General features: G+C 56.8%; 16 protein-coding genes and 1 tRNA gene. 5 read left to right on the forward strand and 12 right to left on the reverse strand.

Features of this window, described 5'->3' with window-relative positions; translation table 11 throughout:
• Nucleotides 1–100 precede the first annotated feature (100 nt).
• The 3 genes from QP981_RS10510 to QP981_RS10520 are packed head-to-tail and all read right to left on the reverse strand — an operon-like array spanning nucleotide 101 to nucleotide 2,487.
• Entirely contained in the window at nucleotides 101–895 is a 795-nt protein-coding gene (locus tag QP981_RS10510; protein WP_284857989.1) for an ABC transporter ATP-binding protein, read from the reverse strand.
• Nucleotides 896–898: 3 nt separating this feature from the next.
• Complete coding sequence (locus QP981_RS10515; protein ID WP_284870008.1) at nucleotides 899–1,918, reverse strand: taurine ABC transporter substrate-binding protein; 1,020 nt, start codon at nucleotides 1,916–1,918, stop codon at nucleotides 899–901.
• A gap of 8 nt (nucleotides 1,919–1,926) precedes the next feature.
• The gene (locus QP981_RS10520) at nucleotides 1,927–2,487 is read right to left on the reverse strand and encodes an ABC transporter permease (RefSeq protein WP_284857991.1); all 561 of its coding nucleotides are present in this window, start codon (nucleotides 2,485–2,487) and stop codon (nucleotides 1,927–1,929) included.
• An 854-nt stretch (nucleotides 2,488–3,341) separates the two neighbouring features.
• On the opposite strand from QP981_RS10520, the gene QP981_RS10525 reads away from it, so the two are divergent.
• Entirely contained in the window at nucleotides 3,342–3,845 is a 504-nt protein-coding gene (locus tag QP981_RS10525) for a hypothetical protein (RefSeq protein ID WP_284857992.1), read from the forward strand.
• A 2-nt stretch (nucleotides 3,846–3,847) separates the two neighbouring features.
• The gene (locus QP981_RS10530) at nucleotides 3,848–4,096 is read left to right on the forward strand and encodes a PLDc N-terminal domain-containing protein (RefSeq protein ID WP_284857993.1); all 249 of its coding nucleotides are present in this window, start codon (nucleotides 3,848–3,850) and stop codon (nucleotides 4,094–4,096) included.
• Between the two features lie 92 nt (nucleotides 4,097–4,188).
• On the opposite strand, the gene QP981_RS10535 is transcribed toward QP981_RS10530, so the two are convergent.
• Nucleotides 4,189–5,082, reverse strand: coding sequence for a hypothetical protein (locus QP981_RS10535; RefSeq protein ID WP_284857994.1), 894 nt, complete (start codon nucleotides 5,080–5,082; stop codon nucleotides 4,189–4,191).
• Between the two features lie 286 nt (nucleotides 5,083–5,368).
• Here QP981_RS10535 and QP981_RS10540 point away from each other — a divergent pair, with 286 nt between their 5' ends.
• The gene (locus QP981_RS10540) at nucleotides 5,369–5,905 is read left to right on the forward strand and encodes a peptidylprolyl isomerase (protein ID WP_369707163.1); all 537 of its coding nucleotides are present in this window, start codon (nucleotides 5,369–5,371) and stop codon (nucleotides 5,903–5,905) included.
• A gap of 694 nt (nucleotides 5,906–6,599) precedes the next feature.
• Here the strand turns inward: QP981_RS10540 and crgA are convergent.
• Nucleotides 6,600–6,869 carry a cell division protein CrgA gene (gene crgA, locus QP981_RS10545; protein WP_005511903.1) on the reverse strand — a complete coding sequence of 90 codons (270 nt, stop codon included), beginning with the start codon at nucleotides 6,867–6,869 and terminating at the stop codon, nucleotides 6,600–6,602.
• A gap of 135 nt (nucleotides 6,870–7,004) precedes the next feature.
• Here crgA and QP981_RS10550 point away from each other — a divergent pair, with 135 nt between their 5' ends.
• Nucleotides 7,005–7,676: an aminodeoxychorismate/anthranilate synthase component II gene (locus QP981_RS10550; protein ID WP_048731900.1), complete on the forward strand. Its 672-nt coding sequence runs from the start codon at nucleotides 7,005–7,007 to the stop codon at nucleotides 7,674–7,676.
• 3 nt (nucleotides 7,677–7,679) lie between these two features.
• Here the strand turns inward: QP981_RS10550 and pknB are convergent, their stop codons facing one another.
• From pknB to QP981_RS10585, 7 genes are all read right to left on the reverse strand, one after another.
• Entirely contained in the window at nucleotides 7,680–9,737 is a 2,058-nt protein-coding gene (pknB, locus tag QP981_RS10555; protein ID WP_284857995.1) for a Stk1 family PASTA domain-containing Ser/Thr kinase, read from the reverse strand.
• Between the two features lie 53 nt (nucleotides 9,738–9,790).
• The gene (locus QP981_RS10560) at nucleotides 9,791–11,275 is read right to left on the reverse strand and encodes a serine/threonine-protein kinase (protein WP_284857996.1); all 1,485 of its coding nucleotides are present in this window, start codon (nucleotides 11,273–11,275) and stop codon (nucleotides 9,791–9,793) included.
• Between the two features lie 2 nt (nucleotides 11,276–11,277).
• Nucleotides 11,278–12,714: a penicillin-binding transpeptidase domain-containing protein gene (locus tag QP981_RS10565; protein ID WP_016421755.1), complete on the reverse strand. Its 1,437-nt coding sequence runs from the start codon at nucleotides 12,712–12,714 to the stop codon at nucleotides 11,278–11,280.
• Nucleotides 12,715–14,076, reverse strand: a complete 1,362-nt coding sequence (locus tag QP981_RS10570) for an FtsW/RodA/SpoVE family cell cycle protein (RefSeq protein WP_016421756.1) — start codon at nucleotides 14,074–14,076, stop codon at nucleotides 12,715–12,717.
• Nucleotides 14,073–15,407 (reverse strand): PP2C family protein-serine/threonine phosphatase, encoded by a 1,335-nt coding sequence (locus tag QP981_RS10575; protein WP_070604847.1) that lies wholly within the window; start codon nucleotides 15,405–15,407, stop codon nucleotides 14,073–14,075. The genes QP981_RS10570 and QP981_RS10575 overlap by 4 nt, the downstream gene beginning before the upstream one ends.
• Nucleotides 15,404–15,865 carry an FHA domain-containing protein FhaB/FipA gene (locus tag QP981_RS10580; protein ID WP_016421758.1) on the reverse strand — a complete coding sequence of 154 codons (462 nt, stop codon included), beginning with the start codon at nucleotides 15,863–15,865 and terminating at the stop codon, nucleotides 15,404–15,406. Before QP981_RS10580 ends, QP981_RS10575 begins: the two co-directional genes overlap by 4 nt.
• Before the next feature lie 136 nt (nucleotides 15,866–16,001).
• Entirely contained in the window at nucleotides 16,002–16,901 is a 900-nt protein-coding gene (locus QP981_RS10585; RefSeq protein ID WP_049193412.1) for an FHA domain-containing protein, read from the reverse strand.
• A gap of 266 nt (nucleotides 16,902–17,167) precedes the next feature.
• On the opposite strand from QP981_RS10585, the gene QP981_RS10590 reads away from it, so the two are divergent.
• Nucleotides 17,168–17,251, forward strand: a tRNA-Leu gene (locus tag QP981_RS10590).
• The last annotated feature ends 174 nt before the right edge of the window (nucleotides 17,252–17,425 follow it).

The raw sequence follows: 17,425 nt of genomic DNA on the forward strand, positions 1-17,425 counted from the left end.
AGCATATACTTTCCGGAAACCTACAGGTCAATCCGTGAAAATCCGCGATTCCGGACACACTTTTTGACCCTTAACCCCTAGGGGCTGTGTACTTAGCCCGTTAGACCGTGTGGGCATTATGAATGCCGGCATTGATGCGAGCTTTGAGCTCAATGAAGTCGGGATTAGTTGGAATCTCCCACAGTTGCTGCAATCGATCAGCAGTTGTGCCACTTGTCTCAGAGACACGGAGTGAGTGAGGAATCTCGACATCATCGATAATTCGGCCAGGTCGCGCTCCCATCACGATAACTCTATGTCCGAGAAGTAGTGCCTCCTCGACTGAATGGGTGACAAAGACGATGGTGGGGCGGTATCTCTGCCAGATGCCCAACAGTTCTGCCTGGAGCTGCTCGCGGGTAAATGGGTCGAGTGCACCAAAAGGTTCGTCCATTAATACTGTGCGCGGGCTTGCAGCGAGAACCCTGGCAATTTGGGCTCGCTGTTGCATTCCGCCAGAGAGTTCGTATGGGTATCGATTAGCGGATTCGCTCAGTCCCACGGTGTCGAGCAGTCGCTGTCCTTCATCAGAGTGCTCTCGGTCGCCGGTAAAGGTATTGGATAGATTGATGTTTTCTGCGACGGTAAGCCATGGGAATAGCGTTGCGTGCTGAAAGACCACACCGCGTTCAATTGCAGGACCTGTGACCTCGGAGCCGGAGTCAATTATCAGACCTGAAGACGGCTTGAAGAAGCCGGCAATGAGCTTGAGCAAAGTGGACTTTCCACAACCCGATGGTCCGACGAGACACACAATTTCGGAATCGGGGATGATCAGATCAATATCGCTTAATGCCTGTACCTGTTCTCCCTTGCCGGTTTCAAAAATATGGTTGACGGAATCTAGTTTCAACATGGTCTATCCTTTAGTCGCTTCCTCGTAGTGCTTCTGATCGAATGCTTTGACATCATCCTGTTCTTGAAGGAATACAGCTGTGTTATACAGCGCAGTTGCCGCCTTCTTTAGCTGTTCTTCCTGTTCAGTACTGTCGACGACATGGACAGCAGCTAGTTGCTTCTTCGTTTCGTCGAAGCTCATGCCAGTTTGTGCGGCATTCGCAGAGATATAGGGATTCGGATTATTGCGGTACTCAGATGCTGCCCAATGTGACAGTTTTAGCCATGTGTCCAATATCTCCGGGTTCTTGTCCGCCCACTTGCGGTCAACAATCGTGGCGTTGAAGGTTGGTGCACCGCGCTTTCCAAGCACACCGGAGTCGATGAGGGGCGTACCAGTGCGCTGAAGCTCTGCCAAGGTCGGGTTCCAGATAAAGGCCGCTTCGATTTCGTTGGACTTCCAGGCAGCAGGCAGCTTATCCGGTGAGATATTGACGATTTCCACGTCATGCTTCGGGTCGAGGCCAGCCTGTTTGAGGGCGTTGAGCAATGCGTAATGGGATGTCGAAGAAAAAGGCGTCGCTACCTTCTTGCCCTTGAGCTCCTGGATGGACTTGGCATGCTTTGCCACGAGTGCTTCGGATTCCTGATTGAGAACATTTATCTGCGGAACCTTCACATCCAGATTCAGTGGCGCGCTCAGTGCTTTGGCAGCTGGTGTTGATCCGACAAATCCAATATCCGCCGATCCCGCTGCAAAGCCCTGAACAATGTCCTGACCAGCGGGGAAGCGAGTCCATGAAACATCGACATTCGGGAGACATGCCTCCAGCAAGCCCTCATTACGAATAAACAGGTCGTTTCCGGGGACAATTTGGTAGCCGAGTCTTACATTTCCCGCGACATCCGAGGGCTCAAACGGGCATTGCGCTGCGGAGTTACGCTCATAGGCACTGGCGGGCTTGCCGACGCATCCTGTGGTCAAAGAGACTGCGGCCAAGGAAACTGCCACGGCGGAGAGTGTCTTCTTTAGCTTGTTCATTGTGGTTATTACTGCTTTCCGCGCCATGGAGCCAAGCGTCGCTCGGCGAATAGGAGAATCTGGTCGAGGATGACGGCAGTGATGCCAATCAGAATCATGGCGGCAATGGTCAGCGCAGTTTCCAGCTGTGTACCAGAAACGTAGGCCACACCACCGATGCCGGGGATACCGTCGTTCATTTCTGCGGCGACGATGCAGGCCCAGGACATACCGTTGGCAAGCCGTACACCGTTGATGAGTTCAGGCAACGTTCCGGGCGCAATCACATGCCGAAAAATCTGGAATCTACTGGCTCCGAGAGTGCGCGCGGCACGGCTCCAATCCTGCGGGACACCGATGATTCCGGAGAGCGTGGCGATGGTGATGATGGGAAAAGTCGCAAGGAAAAGCAGCACTACCTTGGAGACATCCCCGACGCCGAACCACACGATGAGAAGGCCAATGTAGCCAAGCGGTGGTAGAGAGCGGAGAAAACTGATGTATGGTTCGACGACAGAGCGCACTGCTCGGCTGCGGGACAGTGCCAACCCAACCAGCACGCCAGTGATAATTCCGCAGCTTAGCCCCACTGCGATGCGTTCTAGTGTCGCTAGGAGATGTTGCCAGAGGAAGTATCCCTGTACACCACAGTTTTGGGAACCTGAGGGCGGTGAGGTGGGGACGCAACGGTTTCCGTCGATAAGCTCTTTGACGACTGCACCTGGACTGGGCAGAATGACGGGATCGATGCCGCTGAATCGTGCTATCGCCCACCAAATGGCGAGGAGACTTGCGAATACGGAAAGTTGCAGTGTGCGTACTCTGAGCCGATTCGTACTCAGAAGACTCGAGTCGCGTTTTCGGGACGGCGTTCGTCTGCGCGGAACCGCGCGCGACCCCGAGTTTTCGTTAGCAGATGTAGCTGGTGCTACCGGTGAGGCAGCCGCATTTATAGTTTGCGTTGAGGTGGTCATGACACAAAGTAGACCATGCTGTCTAGTTTTGTGTCGATTGATTAGTTCAGCGTGAATTTAATTGGACGCGAAGAGTTTTGGAGTGCGTATTTAGGCAGTGCAACGGTGGTTAAGAATTGCTGCGTGTCTTCGTGAGAATAATCCCGTTAGGCAGTTCACTTTCGGGTACTGAGGTTGTGCTTGTTGTCAGTTCAGATAGAACCGAATCACAGTGTTGAATCTTGTCCCTCCATTTAGAGGTAACCGATTGGACATTTCAGCGAAATCATTGATGTTCTTAATCTTTCGTGAAACCGTTACATCGAAAGCACAACGGTGCTGATTCATTGGACCGAATTCTGCAATCTTGAGGTGTAGCATGAAAAAAAAGGTTATTCGCAACGGCCATAGTTGCCCTAGCTTTTGTCGGAACAGCGACAGGAACTGCTTCTGCTGAAAGTCGATCTGAGGCGGTACTAGTAAACGAGGTAATGAATTCGGGTAATCCTCAAGAAACGTACAATGCGTTGTCTAAAAAAGATAAAGTGGCCTTTTTGCGTGCTATGTCGCCGTCCTCAGTAGAGCAAAGTGTTTCGGCTCCAGTTGTCACTGCAACGCGCAGTGGTGGCACCTGCAGGACTGCTAACCATCATCAAGACTGGAAATCTAACTATGGGTTCGTAGTTGCTACTTCCTGGCTGTCGATGGAGTGGTGCTCATCAGGAAATAAAGTGACCAGCGTTAGAATCACTAACCAAGGTGGGGAGACATCAACTCCGGGATATACATACCAAGGCGTTTTGAATAGCGGGGCTCGTGCATCGGGCGCTTCAGGTCGAGCTTATTCAGAGATAGGTCTCAAGCTGCTAGACGGTGTGGACTTCGTACATCTACTTCCGGCTTTGCATCCCTGTATCAAACTTACTGGTTATGCCAATGGTCATACTGACGTTTTAGCTGATGTTAATGCCGAGAATGGATGTCGGCAGGTGTAATAGTGGAAATTCCGGCATACTACGATTTAATATGGACGTTTTTCCCGATTATTTATCTTGGTCTATTGGGAATTGTTATTCTCTTTGAAGTGCGTCGGAAAAGCGGCACAAATCGAATAATTGCATGGTCACTTGTGCAGTTACTGTTCCCAATCATCGGGTTTATCGTTTGGGGAGTATTCTTCTTCAGTGAAAAGAGACTTGGCGACAAAGGCTGGAGAGCCAAAGAACTAGATCGACACGAAAGCTAGGAAGATATACACAGCAAAACGCCCGACCGTCTGCGCATCTACTGCACAGAACGATCGGGCGTGAAAAGGCTCTTGGCTATCTAGCCGCCTATTTACTTCTTGCGAGCCTGACCCGGCTTCGGAGCCGGCTTGGACGGCTTGGAAGAGATTTTCTTAGCGTCGTCAGCGTTCTTCTTCTCGGTCTTGACCTCGTCGACCTTGATCTGAGCCTGCTTGGACGCCTCTGCGGCCTTGTCCTCAGTGGTCTCCTTGGCCTCAGCAGCCTTGTCCTTGGCCTCGTCGGCCTTGTCAGCTGCCTTGCCCTTTACCTCTTCAGCCTTTTCCTTAGCCTCGGAAGCCTTTTCTTCAACGGTCTCCTTGACCTCAGCGGCCTTGTCTTCGACTTTGTGCTTAAACTCTTCAGCCTTCTGCTGGTACGGAGCCGGGTCGACCGGGAGCTTGTCGTCCTTGCGCAGCTTCCAGACGATGACACCGACAATTGCTGCAACAACAGCGAAGACCAGGGAAGCGGTTGCGATGCGACCGTTCTTGGCGCGCTGCTCTTCCTTACCGGTTACCTTGTCGATAGCCTTCTGGGTACGAACCTCGAGGTCCTTGCGAGCCTTCTTGGCCTTCTTTTCAGCCTTCTTAGCCTCGCAGCGAGCCTTGCAACGGGTCTTCTTGCCCTTACGCTTAGCGTCCTTCTTGGCCTTCTTCGCAGCCTTTTTAGCCTGCTTCTTGTTTTCCTTGGACTTCTTCTCGACCTTGCCGGTCAGTTCTTCAGCCTGCTCAGCAAACCGCTCGCGCGCGTCGGAAACCTTTTCCTTAACATCTTCTGCCCAATCGGATGCTGCTTCCTTTGCAGCCTCGTTCTGTTCAGCTGCCACCTTCTTAGCCTCCTGCATCGTGTCGTAGAGCTCTGCAGCCTTCTTGTCTCGGTAATCCGAGTAGCTGTCATAAGCGGACTTGAGTCCCTTCACAGCCAGCGAGATCGCGTTGGGGTTCATGACTCTCCTTAATTAGTGCGTCGCCAACTGGCTTCGCCTTTAACTCTCAATCAATGATTAATACTGCTGCGACACTAGTGCTTCGTAGACCAGGAGTTAGACCCGGTCAGGCCTAGCGCCGAAATAACTACAGCAGGCTCACTTTCCAGCTTAGGCACTATTCGTCCTTCATGGGGGTCAACGCAGAACTCTTTTCCTTATCTTGAAAAACATTTTCGCTGGGGTCTGCCACGGAGATGTCCACCAGTTGGAGCAATTGGCCAGCAAGGTCGGTATCCTAAAGGGCGTGACTATTAAGACTGCTACTGCAACTGTGCACACCAACCATGGCGATATCGTGATTGACCTGTTCGGCAACCACGCGCCGAATACCGTCGACAACTTCATCGGCCTGGCAGAGGGCACGAAGGAGTACAAGGGCCAGAACGCTTCTGGTACTGAGTCCGGCCCGTTCTACGATGAGGCCATCTTCCACCGCATCATCGCTGGATTCATGATTCAGGGTGGTGACCCGCTGGGCACAGGCACCGGCGGCCCGGGCTACATGTTCGACGATGAGATCCACCCGGAGCTCCAGTTCGATCGTCCGTACCTGCTCGCTATGGCAAACGCCGGCAAGCGCGGCGGTCGTGGCACCAACGGTTCCCAGTTCTTCATCACCGTTGTTCCGACCCCGCACCTCAATGGCGCTCACACCATCTTCGGTGAGGTCGCTGATGACGCCTCGAAGAAGGTTGTCGACGAGATCGCTCGTGTGGCTACGGATCACTGGGATCGCCCGCTGGAGCCGGTCGTGATTACCTCCATCGACATCGAGAAGTAATCCACTAGCTTCTACGCTTTCTAACCCGTCCGGTTGTTCCGGGCGGGTTTTTTCATGCCCATATTCGCTTTACGACGGCCCGTAACCTCAATGTTGTGTTTAGGGGTAGTGGGGGTAGTAGCAAATCGTGTTGATTCTCCACATGTCCACAGCCCTGTGGACAAAATACTCCACTGTTCACCTAGGTGAACACGGGCCAAGAAGCACGTTACGGGTTCCAATTTTCACAAATTACAACAATTCACAGTTGTCCACAGACTTGTGCACATGTGTGGATAATTCCATTCTTGTAATTTACGAACCAGCGTTCGAAAGTGGTCGAACTCCGCAGAATATTGGAGTTACGCACAACTTGACTTGCAACTATGTTACTTGTTCACAGAGTTATCCACAGGCTGTGGATGCTGTGGACACATGGGATTGACTGAAAGTTGTCATGCTTTACGGTTTCTGTCACGTAACCCGTGAGAAATTTGGGACGAAATCTCTCCACAGTTATCCACAAATTACATGATTGTTACACAGGTTTCTGTGGATAACTTTTTTGCGCGATTAGTAGGAGAGAAATCCTCATTCTCCGAAGAACGCGTGGGAAACGGGTGTATTGGCAGGGGTGAATTGACCTGGGTTTTTAGGCGTGAAAAAGGCGCATCCAAAAGTGGATGCGCCTGAGGGTGCGGTGTATTAGAGCTGACTAACGCCAACCCATAGTCATCAGCAGACCAACAATGAAAAGACCAAAGCCGATGACGTAGTTCCATGCGTTCAAAGTCACCATGAACGGAATATGCGGACCCGCGATGTAGTTGACCAGCAGCCAGCCCAAACCAATCAGCATGAACCCGAACATCAGCACCTTGTACCACACCGGTGTCTGAGTGCTATTGATTTTGACCGGGGTGCGGCTGACGGAGGAGCCACCGGATTGTGGTGAATTAGTGCTTTCGATCTTTGCCTTAGGCATAGCGCTTTAAACTCCTTAGGTTGTGGTCAGCAGGTTGCGATCAGCGCGGTATCTACACTCCCGCGGTATATGCATAATTGTAAACTTTGCATCCGAACTTACCAGTGAAGTTCGCAGGCAGTAGAATTCCCAGTTATGCAGATTCTCGTCGTCGATAACTATGACAGCTTCGTATTCAATCTGGTCCAGTACATAGGCCAGCTCGGCGAAACGGTTACTGTCTGGCGCAATGATGATGCGCGTCTCCGCGATGTTGACGACGTCGTAAAGCAATTTGATGCAATCCTACTGTCGCCCGGTCCCGGTGAGCCGTCTAATGCTGGATGGACAGAGGACATTATTCGCGCGGTGAGCAGGCAGGACGAGCCGACACCGGTGTTGGGTGTGTGCTTGGGGCACCAGGCGATTGGTGAGGTTTTTGGTGCGCAGGTCGTGCGTGCCGACGAGTTGTTGCACGGCAAGACCTCCCCGGTCACCCATGACGGCACGGGTGTTCTGGCCGATGTGCCCAGTCCTTTTATTGCCACGCGCTACCACTCGTTGACGGTGGATCCGAAGACGTTGCCGGAGGAACTCATTGCCACGGCATTCACCGATTCGGGCATGCTGATGGCGATGCGCCACCGCGACCTGCCGATTCACGGCGTGCAGTACCACCCGGAGTCGGTACTCACCCAGTACGGGCACCGCATGCTGGTCAACTGGCTGCGACTGGCCGGCGGCGAGTACACCGAGGAACTCCTGGCGGAGTTGGAAGAGCAGCAGGCCGTGTACCAGCGCGCCTTCTCAGACGTGCTGGCACACTAGCCGCTAGTTAGGCAGCAGATCCGGCAGCCTTATGGGAGGTTCAGGAGCAGGCCGTTCCTCTGAAGAACCCTCCGGGGCAACCCCCAGCCGGTAGACGCGCAGGGTGACCTCGCCGTCCTTGTTGAGCTTGGAGCCGGCTGACGGGTCGGCCTTCTCCACGTGGTCGACCTTGGACAGATCCAGCGTGGTGACTTCCTCGGTGCGGATAGTTCCCTCGAAGCCGGCATTGGTGAGTGCCTTCTCCGCATCGCTGAGAGTCTGGCCCTCAACTCGTGGCATCTTAATTTGGTTGCCGCGCGAAACGTGCAGCTCGACAGTCGTTCCGACGGTGAGCTCCGTGCCCTTCTGGGGAACCTCAACAACGGTTCCCTGTTCCTCAGTGGAGTCAACCTCCACCACCTCGACAACGAAACCAGCGGACTCGAGGGTCGTGCGGGCGGAATCCAACCTCTGACCAGTGACATCCGGAACAGTCTTGGTCTCGATACCGGAGGAGACAGTCAAAGTTACGCGGGTTCCCTTCGACACCTGAGAACCGGCAGCTGGAGACTGCTCGATGACATTGCCACGCGGAACGTCCTCACTCGGTTCCTCTTGCAGTTTCGGATTGACTACAAGCCCCGCCTCCTCGAGCAGGCGGCGAGCTTCCTCTGCCTGTTTGTCGCGCACATCCGGCACATTGGTCAACTCCGGGCCCGAAGATACGCGCAGCTTGATGCGAGATCCCTGCGGCAACCCCGATCCGACACCCGGTTCGGTGGCAATCACCGTGTCTCGGGGCACATCTGGGTTCGGCTCGTCGACGCGGTTGACCACGAAACCAGCCTGCTCGAGAACCTGCGTTGCCTCATTGACATTTAGGCCCTCGACCTGCGGAATGGCAACGGTCTCGACCTCGGTGGACGAGTTGAAAAGCTGGTAGGCGCCGTAGCCGACACCGCCAAGAGCGACCAGCGCAGCAGCCGCCAGTGCGACAGTCTTTCCTGCGCCACCCTTCTTTTTCTCAGGCTCGTCAGTGTTAGCAATCTGAGCAGGGGCTTCCGGTTGGGCAGCTGCTCTCTCCGGTTCCGGAGCAGGGACAGGGGCCGGAGCCGGAGTTGCCTGCTGCGCAGGGGTCACCCGGGTCTCAGCATCCGACGGAGTTGCCGGAAGGAATTCGGTGGTCTTCGCATCGTCGTCATGCGCGCCGTGGTGCGCCAGCGCCAACGGATCCTCGCCGCGTGCAAGACGACGCAAATCCTGGGCGAAGTCCTCTGCAGAGTCGTAGCGCTCCATCGGATCCTTGGCCATCGCGGTCAGAAGCACCGCGTCGAGGGCCTGAGCCGTGTTTGGGTCGGTGTTGAGCTTCCCCGAAGGCCGCGGCGGCTGGTCCTGAACGTGCTGGTAAGCGACAGAAAGAGGGGTTTCGCCGGTGAACGGCGGGGCGCCCGTGACGGCCTCGAAAAGTACGCAGCCGACAGCGTAGATATCGGAACGGGCGTCGGCGGTCTTACCGCGCGCCTGCTCCGGCGAGAGGTATTGCGCGGTACCCAGCACCGCCGCAGTCTGCGTCATCGTGGTGGAATCACCGAGCGCGCGAGCGATGCCGAAGTCCATCACCTTCACCTTGCCGGTGTTGGTCAGCATGATGTTCGCCGGCTTGATGTCACGGTGAATAATGCCCGCATGGTGGGATGCCGTCAGCGCATCACACACCGATGCCATGATCGACGCGGCTTTCTTCGGGTCGAGCCGCCCCTCACGACGAACAAGATCACGCAGGGTCTCGCCCTGAATCAGCTCCATGACAATGAAAGGCACGCGCCCCATCGGGCTATCCGTCTCGCCGGTGTCGAACACCGACACGATCGACGGGTGATTCAGCAGCGCTGAGTTTTTCGCTTCACGACGGAACCTTGCGAGGAAGTTCTCATCCCTGGCAAGGTCGGCCCTCATCATCTTGACCGCGACAGAGCGACCGAGAACAGTATCTTCAGCGCGGTAGACATCGGACATGCCGCCAACGCCAATGAGCTCGCCGAGCCGATAACGGCCGGAGAGGAGATCGTCATTGCCAGACATTGTTCGTCAGTCCCTTCGGAAGGATTTCCACCAAAACATCTTGTACCTGAATATTACTGTGCATCTGGAGTCCCCAAGGTATTACCGGAGTCATTTCCCAAGGGCAATTGAATACCGGGTAGACCACCGCCACTGGAGTCGTCGCCACTGTTGTCGCCACTGTCGTTGCCCGAATCCTGAGTCGGTTCGGACGTATCCGGAGCGGTCTCGCTGGTGTCCTGCTCAGTGGAGCTGTCAGAGGCACCGTCATTGTTGCCGCCGTAGTTTTCCCCAGAGTTGCCGCCGTCGTTATTTCCCCAGTTACCGGAATTGTCACCCGACCAACCGTAACCAGAACCGTCGTTGGGGTCGGTGTTTTCCTCTGTGGTCTGCTGCTGTGACTGGTTCGGAATGTACTGCTCCAAGTTCGGAATGGTTGGCAGCGAACCGGTAGTCGACAGCGAATAGACGACCGCGATAGCACCGGCCAGCAACACTAGCAGCACCAACAGCACAATGCTGCCGCAGCCACAACCGCAGCCGCTGCGCTTCTTTGCCGGCTTACGCTGTCGGGCGGGCTGCTGCGGTGGTCGCTGCGATTGCTGCGGTGGCTGCGACACCGGCATGGGCGGTCGCGTCATGGCACCGAGTTCGGTGGTCGCCGGGTTGGCAGCGTTGGATTGACGGTGCACCGTTGGGGTCACACCACGCGGCTGCGGTGGGCGGTGCCCCGCGCGCACTCGCAAAACAGCCTGTGCCAGCTCACGGCCATCGGCATAGCGACGCTGCGGATCCTTGCGCAGCATAATGCCGATAAGTTCGCGGATATGCGGATTGACCGTCGGCGCCAACGCAGGCGGTGCCTCGTTGATGTGTGCCACGGCAACCGCAACGGTGGAGTCGCCCTGGAAGGGCCGGGCGCCGGCCACCATTTCGTAGGCGACACAGCCAAGCGAGTAGATGTCAGTCGCCGGACTCACCTGTTTGCCCTGCGCCTGCTCCGGTGAGACATACTGCGCGGTGCCGACGACCATGCCGGTACGTGTCAGAGGCACCGCTTCAGCGGCTTTGGCAATACCAAAGTCGGTAATCTTCACGGTGCCCTCCGGCGTCACCAGGAGGTTGCCCGGCTTAATGTCGCGGTGGACAAGGTTCGCAGCGTGAATTGCCGACAGGCCGTGTGCAGTCTGCTCTAGAACGTCGAGCATCAGGTGCTCTGGCAGGGTGCGACGTCGCTGCAGCACCTGCGACAGAGATTCGCCACGGATGTACTCCATGACGATGTAACACGCGCCGTGGCTGCCGATGTCGCCTTCCTCGTAGGTGACAATCTTCACCACGTTTGGGCTGTTGACGCTGCGCGCAGCGGCGGCTTCGTTCTGGAAGCGCTGCCGGAACTCGTAGTTGTCCGAGTATTCCTGGTTCAGAAGTTTGATTGCAACCAGTTCGCCGCTGGTGGCGTCGTCGGCAAGCCAGACGGTGGACATGCCGCCACGGCCGAGCAGACGGCGAACGTGATATCGGTCGCCAACGATGTCTTGAACTTGGTGGGCATCCATGCTTATCGACCCGCCTGTTCGACCGCGTCAATGAGCGCACGGCCAATCGGGGCAGCAACGGAGGCGCCGGTAGCGCCCTGGCCTTGGCCGCCACCGTTTTCCACGACGACAGCCACGGCGACATCGGAGTCCGGCGCGAAGGCGATGTACCAGACGTGCGGTGCGTACTCGCCGCGGACGGCACCGTGTTCGGCGGTACCGGTCTTGGAGGCAATACGCGAACCGTTACCGCCCGAGTGCGACTCGGAGCCGCGCATCAGCTCAGTTACGGTCTCCGCGACCTCCGGCGAAATCGCCTCGCCGGCTTCAATCGGCTTAAAGGACTTGATTTCGGAGAGGTCGGCACCGCGCACCGATTTGATGATCTGGGGTTCCATGCGCACGCCGCCGTTGGCAATCGTGGCGGCGATGATGGCGTTGTCCAGCGGCGTGAAAGACACGTCGCGCTGACCAATGGAGGTCTGACCCAGCGAGGACTGATCCGGAATATCACCGACAGCGGAGGGCTGAATCGGCAGGCCCGCGTCATCGTGGGTCTCACCGATGCCGAATCGCTTAGCGACGTCCTTGAGCGCATCGGCCCCGTACTGCATACCGAGCTCAGCGAATGCCGTATTACAGGACTGCGCGAAAGCCTGGCGGAGAGTTGTAGTAGCCCCACCACAGGTCGAGCCACCGTAGTTCTCCAACGTAGTGGTGGTATCCGGCAGCGTAATCTGCGGTGCGCCAGTGACCGAGGTGTCCGGGGAAGCGCCTTGCTCCAGTGCCGTGACCGTGGTCAACACCTTGAAAGTGGAACCCGGCGGCAGCGGACGCTGAGTGGCGTGGTTGAGCAGCGGTGCGCCCTCATTGTTATTGAGGGACTGCCAGGTACTCTCGTCGCCGGCAGCGATGTCATTCGGGTTGAACGACGGTGTGGAGGCCATCGCGAGAATTTCACCCGTCGATGGGCGAATGGCGACGGCGGAGCCGACGTAGCCGCGTTCAGCGAGTTGTTGGTACGCAGTCCGCTGAGCGTTCGGCAACAGCGTCAGCTCCGTGGAGGCCCCAGAGGGTTCCTTGCCCGTGACCATGTCGAGGGCGCGGGAGGTAAACAGCGAAGGGTCGCTGCCGTTCAAGATCTCGTTCTGAGAGCGTTCGATACCGGCGGAGCCGTAGATGTCCGACAGGTATCCGACCACCGCGGCATATGCCTCCGGGTCGGTGTCGTAGCTGCGGTCATAGAAGCCGCTCTCGCCCTTGACCGAGTGGGCCAGAATGTCGCCGTCAGTGGTGATTTGGCCGCGAGGTTTGGACTTTTCCTCCAGGAACTGGCGGCTATTCAGCGGATTGTGGGCGTACTTATCCTGCTGGAAGCCCTGGATGTAGGTCAGGTTCGCCAGTAGAAGAACGAAGAGTCCGAGAACGACAACAAAGATTTGGCGAATGGTTTTATTCATCTACTGGTTCACCTCCTGAGATGCGGTGGCATTGTCGTTGAGGCCCGAAGGGTTGCTTGGAATACCCCAGGGGCGGTTGGCCTCGTCAGAGACGCGCAGCACGATGGCCAACATGATGTAGCTGGCCAGCAGTGAGGAACCACCGGCTGACATGAACGGAGTAGTCAGGCCGGTCAGCGGCATCAGCTTGGAAACACCGGCTGCAACCACGAACAGCTGAATGGCCATCGAGAATGCGACACCGGCCGCCAGCAGCTTGCCAAAGGAATCACGTACCGCCAAGCTCGCCGAAATACCGCGGGAAATCAGAATCGCGAACAGCAGGATGATGGCACTCAGGCCGGTAAAACCGAGCTCCTCACCAAAGGCCGAGAGGATGAAGTCAGAGTGTGCCACCGGAATGTTCTGTGGGTAGCCCTGGCCCAGACCGGTGCCACCGATGCCACCCCAGCTCATGCCGAACAGACCCTGGGAGAGCTGGTAGCCACCCTCGTCGTAGGAGCCCAACGGATCCAGGAAATGCGTGACTCGCGCCTGAATCTTGTCCGAAACCATGTAGACACCGACAACGCCGACGGTCACCAGCACCATGCCGATGATCAGCCAGGAACCACGACCGGTGGCAGCGTAGAGCATTGCCAGCACAGTGCCGAAGAGCACCAGCGCCGGGCCAAAGTCATTCTGCAGAGCCATGATGACGGTAGCGATGCCCCAGATCAGCAGAATCGGACCCAGGTCGCGAACACGCGGGAAATCAATGCCCAGGAAACGCTTGCCCGCCACATTGAACAGCGAGCGCTTATTCACCAGCAGCTGAGCAAAGAAGATCAGCAGCATGACCTTGGCAAACTCACCCGGCTGCATGGAGAACGGGCCGATGGAAATCCAGATGCGGGCATCAGCATTAATCGACGACGGCCACACCAGCGGTAGCGCCAACAGAATCAAGCCGCCGAGACCCAGCAGATACGAGTACTGCGACAGCGAGTGATGGTTGCGCAGCAGGACGATCACGCCGATAAACAGTGCGACACTGAGTACGGTCCACATGATCTGGTTGCGCACCAACGAGGTGTCATTGGCCAGGTCTAGGCGGTGAATCATCACCAGCCCCAAGGCATTGAGCGTTGCTGCAACCGGCAGCATCACCTGATCGGCGTTGGGCGCCACAAAGGTCAGCGCGATATGCGCCACTGCAAAGATCACAAAGAATCCGCCAATGATGTAAAAGACATCTGCGGTCAGAGAGTTGCCCTGAGCCAGTTCCAGTGAAATTAGTGCCAAAAGCAACAATCCTGCCGACAGCAGCAGCAGGAGCATTTCCTTCATCCGAAGCTGTCGCTTCGTGGTAGTTTCACTCATTTTCGCACCTGCCTACAGTTGACTCCTGGCTTCGAGCCCAGCTTTTCATCCTTCTTGTCATCGTCGGAAACGGACAGACATACCGGCAGTGCCGACTCCGCCAAACGGCCAATCTGGTCGCTGACACCGTCGTAGGAATCAGCCGGCAGACCTTCCAGCGAATTGCGTGCCGCCGGCGAGAGATCTTCCGGCGTCATGATGTGGCAGTCGACCTTCTCCTTCGCCGTCCCAGCCGGAGGAAGCTGAACTTTATTGTCATCGGTCAAACAGATGAACTGATGTGGCTCTTGCAGATCGAAGCCCAGCAAACTACCGGGCACGCCGTGCATCAGCTGCACCTGCCCGTCGACCACCGCGAGATGGTACATCGACTCCTTCTTCTGCCAGCCCCAAATACCAAGGCCGACCAACCCGGCCACCAGCACCAGCACCACAGAAATAACTAGCCACTTGCCCTTGGAAGCCTTCTTCTCCGGCGCCGAAGTCACTGCAATTTCCTGCGACTTCCGCGGGCGGAGTGCCGCCGCGCGTCCCGCTGACGTATTGGGGCGGGGGAGTTCCTCCTCCGCACTCTGCAGGGCACCGGCCAGGGCGGGCTCGTAAGGCGTGCGTGCCGACGAATCGACAACATCGGCAACCACCACGGTGATGTTATCCGGACCACCAGACTTCAACGCGTAGTCAATGAGCTTGGTAGCGGCCTCGTCCGGAGTGCCCTCCGAGAGCACATCCTTGATGGTGTCCGCGGACACTGGATCGGATAGACCATCCGAGCACAGCAGGTAGCGATCGCCCTCGTGAACATCGCGATAAGACAAAGTAGGCTCCACCGGGCGACCGGTGAGAGCCTTCAAAATCAGTGAGCGCTGAGGGTGAATTGCCGCTTCTTCTTCGGTGAGATTGCCCTCATCCACCAGGGACTGCACATAGGTGTCATCCCGGGTAATGCGGATGAGCTCCCCGTCGCGCAGCAGATAGCCACGCGAGTCACCGACATGGCACATGCCCAGGCGGGTGCCGTCGAAAAGCAGAGCAGTCAGCGTAGTGCCCATGCCTTGCGTAGAGGGGTTCTGCTCAATTTCATCCGCGATGGAGTTATTGCCCTCCATGCAGGCGCTGCGCAGGGACTCGAGCAAATCGGGGCCGGGCTGATCATTGTCCAGCCGAGAGACGGCCGCAATCATCAGCTGCGATGCGATTTCTCCGGCGGCGTGGCCACCCATGCCGTCGGCAAGCGCGAGCAGACGCGAACCCGCATAGGCGGAGTCCTCGTTGTTCTGTCGGATGAGGCCGCGGTCAGAGCGGGCCGTGTAATTCAGAGCAAGACTCATGGTTGCAACCTCAAAGTTGTACGGCCAATACGAAATTCCATACCCGAAGCCAGGCGTTCCGGCTGTTCCACGCGCTGGCCATTGAGGAATGTGCCATTGCGGGAGTCCAGGTCCTCCAGGTACCAGATGCCGTCGCGGTTGATGACGCGAGCGTGCTGGCCCGAGGCGAAGTCATCGTTGAGAACGAAGGCATTCGACTCTGAACGGCCAATAGTGATGTCGCGTTGGTTGTTTAGGTTCATGCGCGAACCCGCCAGCGGCCCGGAGGTGACAAGGAGCTGATGTGGAGTCTGCGAGCGCTGGAAACGCTTGGCCGGAGCACTGCTGGCCTGCCGAAGTGGGCGCAGCGGAGCCGAGCCTGTTGTTTCTGTACGCAGGGTGCGAAGCGTCATCCAAATGAAAAACCACAGGACGACCAGCACGCCGATGCGCGAAAGCAGAAAAACGATAGCTTCCACGTCCGAGGAACCTCCTTATGTAGAGCTGGTGGGTCCGCAAACCGAACACACGGACGTAATTATTCCAGGAATGTGTCGGCAAACCTAGGGCAGTGGCATGTGAACCTGGTGAACCTCACTACTTAGCGGATCTGAATCAGCGGATCTGAACTTCGAGAACAGAATGTCCTAGCGAGATTTCGTCGCCGTCGGCCAGCAGCCAGTTCTCAATGGGTTCGCCATTGACAATGGTGCCGTTGGTCGAATGCAAATCGACGAGCACAGCGTCCTGGCCATCCCACGTGATCTCGGCATGCTGGCGGGAAACACCAGTATCCGGGAGGCGGAAGTCGGAAGCGGTGCCGCGGCCGATGATGTTCGAACCATGGCGCACCTCAAATACGCGCGAGGAGCCGTCCTGCAACAGCAGGGTGACGGTCTTTTCCTGGGACTGGTCTTCACCCACGGCCGCGCTGCTCAGCTCAGTTGCAGCCTCTGGGTCGACCGCGGGGATGGGGCGGGAAGCGGTGGGGAACTGCTCAGCTTCCGGCTGCGGGTGGTAGGCGGCAGAGGTCTCTGCAGCTTGGGGTTCATCATCGCTTTGCGACGGGGCTGCGTCAGTGTTGGCATCATCGGCACTGTCCTCGAATGGGACGAACTCCGAGGTGCCCACGGTGTCCTCGGTGAAAGTGCTGGCCGTCTTCAACTGGCCGGTGTGGAGAGACTCCACTGCCTGCAGGTGGACGCTAATGGAACCGGTGAAGCCCCAGCCGTTGTTACGGCAGTAGCGTGTCATGCGGTCAGCCAACTGATTCGGCAGGTTGGGCTCGGACGCAGAAAGGTTCTTGTAGTCGGCAGCGCTGATGCCAATGCGGAAATCATTGGGTGCCAAGTACTGACCGTTGGCGTCCTGCATCAGGAAGTCTTCAATTTCCTGCTTCAGGCATTCTTCTAACTCATTCGGGACAACCTTGCCGCCGAACACGCGCGCAAAGCTGTTGTCGAGCCCGCGCTGAAGCGAGCTATCGAGCTTGCGGATGCGTCCTAGGAAATCCATCTGACTAAAGAAATTCGCCTTCTCCCGCCAAACCGCGGCGGGTTACGTGAAAAAAATGTGCACAAAAATTATCGATACTTAAGCAACAGTATAGAGCCCTACACCTTCAGTTAAGGGCTAGGAACTGCTGAGGTTTATCAAATAGTGACGACGGTTGTGGGGGGAAGTTGCTATTGCTAAGTGCTGAAAAGTGGTGGAAAACGTGCGCTGGCCTGGGGATTTGGTGGTGTATTAGCGCGGGGTGTTATAGTTCTATTCGTTCCCACGGGCGAGTGGCGGAATGGCAGACGCGCTGGCTTCAGGTGCCAGTGTCCTTTACGGACGTGGGGGTTCAAGTCCCCCTTCGCCCACAGCGAAGATCCTCGGAAGTGTAAAAGCTTCCGAGGATTTTTTGTTTCTGGGGTTGGGGTTTGGGGTGGGGCTTGGGTTGAAGCAGAGGCAGATGCTGAGGGTTAAGGGTCAAAATGTGTGTCTGGCTCGGCGTGTCGCGGGGGTTAGATTTGGCCTTTTTGAATGCCGATTGA

It is taken from the genome of Corynebacterium sp. MSK047 (assembly GCF_030232285.1).
Lineage (GTDB): Bacteria > Actinomycetota > Actinomycetes > Mycobacteriales > Mycobacteriaceae > Corynebacterium > Corynebacterium jeikeium_D.

Bases quoted from the DNA above. Each gene is read 5' to 3' on its own strand.
- QP981_RS10575 (WP_070604847.1), bottom strand. From the start codon at position 15,407: ATGAGTCTTGCTCTGAATTACACGGCCCGCTCTGACCGCGGCCTCATC.
- QP981_RS10525 (WP_284857992.1), top strand. From the start codon at position 3,342: ATGAATTCGGGTAATCCTCAAGAAACGTACAATGCGTTGTCTAAAAAA.
- QP981_RS10585 (WP_049193412.1), bottom strand. From the start codon at position 16,901: ATGGATTTCCTAGGACGCATCCGCAAGCTCGATAGCTCGCTTCAGCGC.
- QP981_RS10510 (WP_284857989.1), bottom strand. From the start codon at position 895: ATGTTGAAACTAGATTCCGTCAACCATATTTTTGAAACCGGCAAGGGA.
- QP981_RS10560 (WP_284857996.1), bottom strand. From the start codon at position 11,275: ATGGATGCCCACCAAGTTCAAGACATCGTTGGCGACCGATATCACGTT.
- QP981_RS10565 (WP_016421755.1), bottom strand. From the start codon at position 12,714: ATGAATAAAACCATTCGCCAAATCTTTGTTGTCGTTCTCGGACTCTTC.
- crgA (WP_005511903.1), bottom strand. From the start codon at position 6,869: ATGCCTAAGGCAAAGATCGAAAGCACTAATTCACCACAATCCGGTGGC.
- pknB (WP_284857995.1), bottom strand. From the start codon at position 9,737: ATGTCTGGCAATGACGATCTCCTCTCCGGCCGTTATCGGCTCGGCGAG.
- QP981_RS10570 (WP_016421756.1), bottom strand. From the start codon at position 14,076: ATGAGTGAAACTACCACGAAGCGACAGCTTCGGATGAAGGAAATGCTC.
- QP981_RS10550 (WP_048731900.1), top strand. From the start codon at position 7,005: ATGCAGATTCTCGTCGTCGATAACTATGACAGCTTCGTATTCAATCTG.
- QP981_RS10515 (WP_284870008.1), bottom strand. From the start codon at position 1,918: ATGAACAAGCTAAAGAAGACACTCTCCGCCGTGGCAGTTTCCTTGGCC.
- QP981_RS10535 (WP_284857994.1), bottom strand. From the start codon at position 5,082: ATGAACCCCAACGCGATCTCGCTGGCTGTGAAGGGACTCAAGTCCGCT.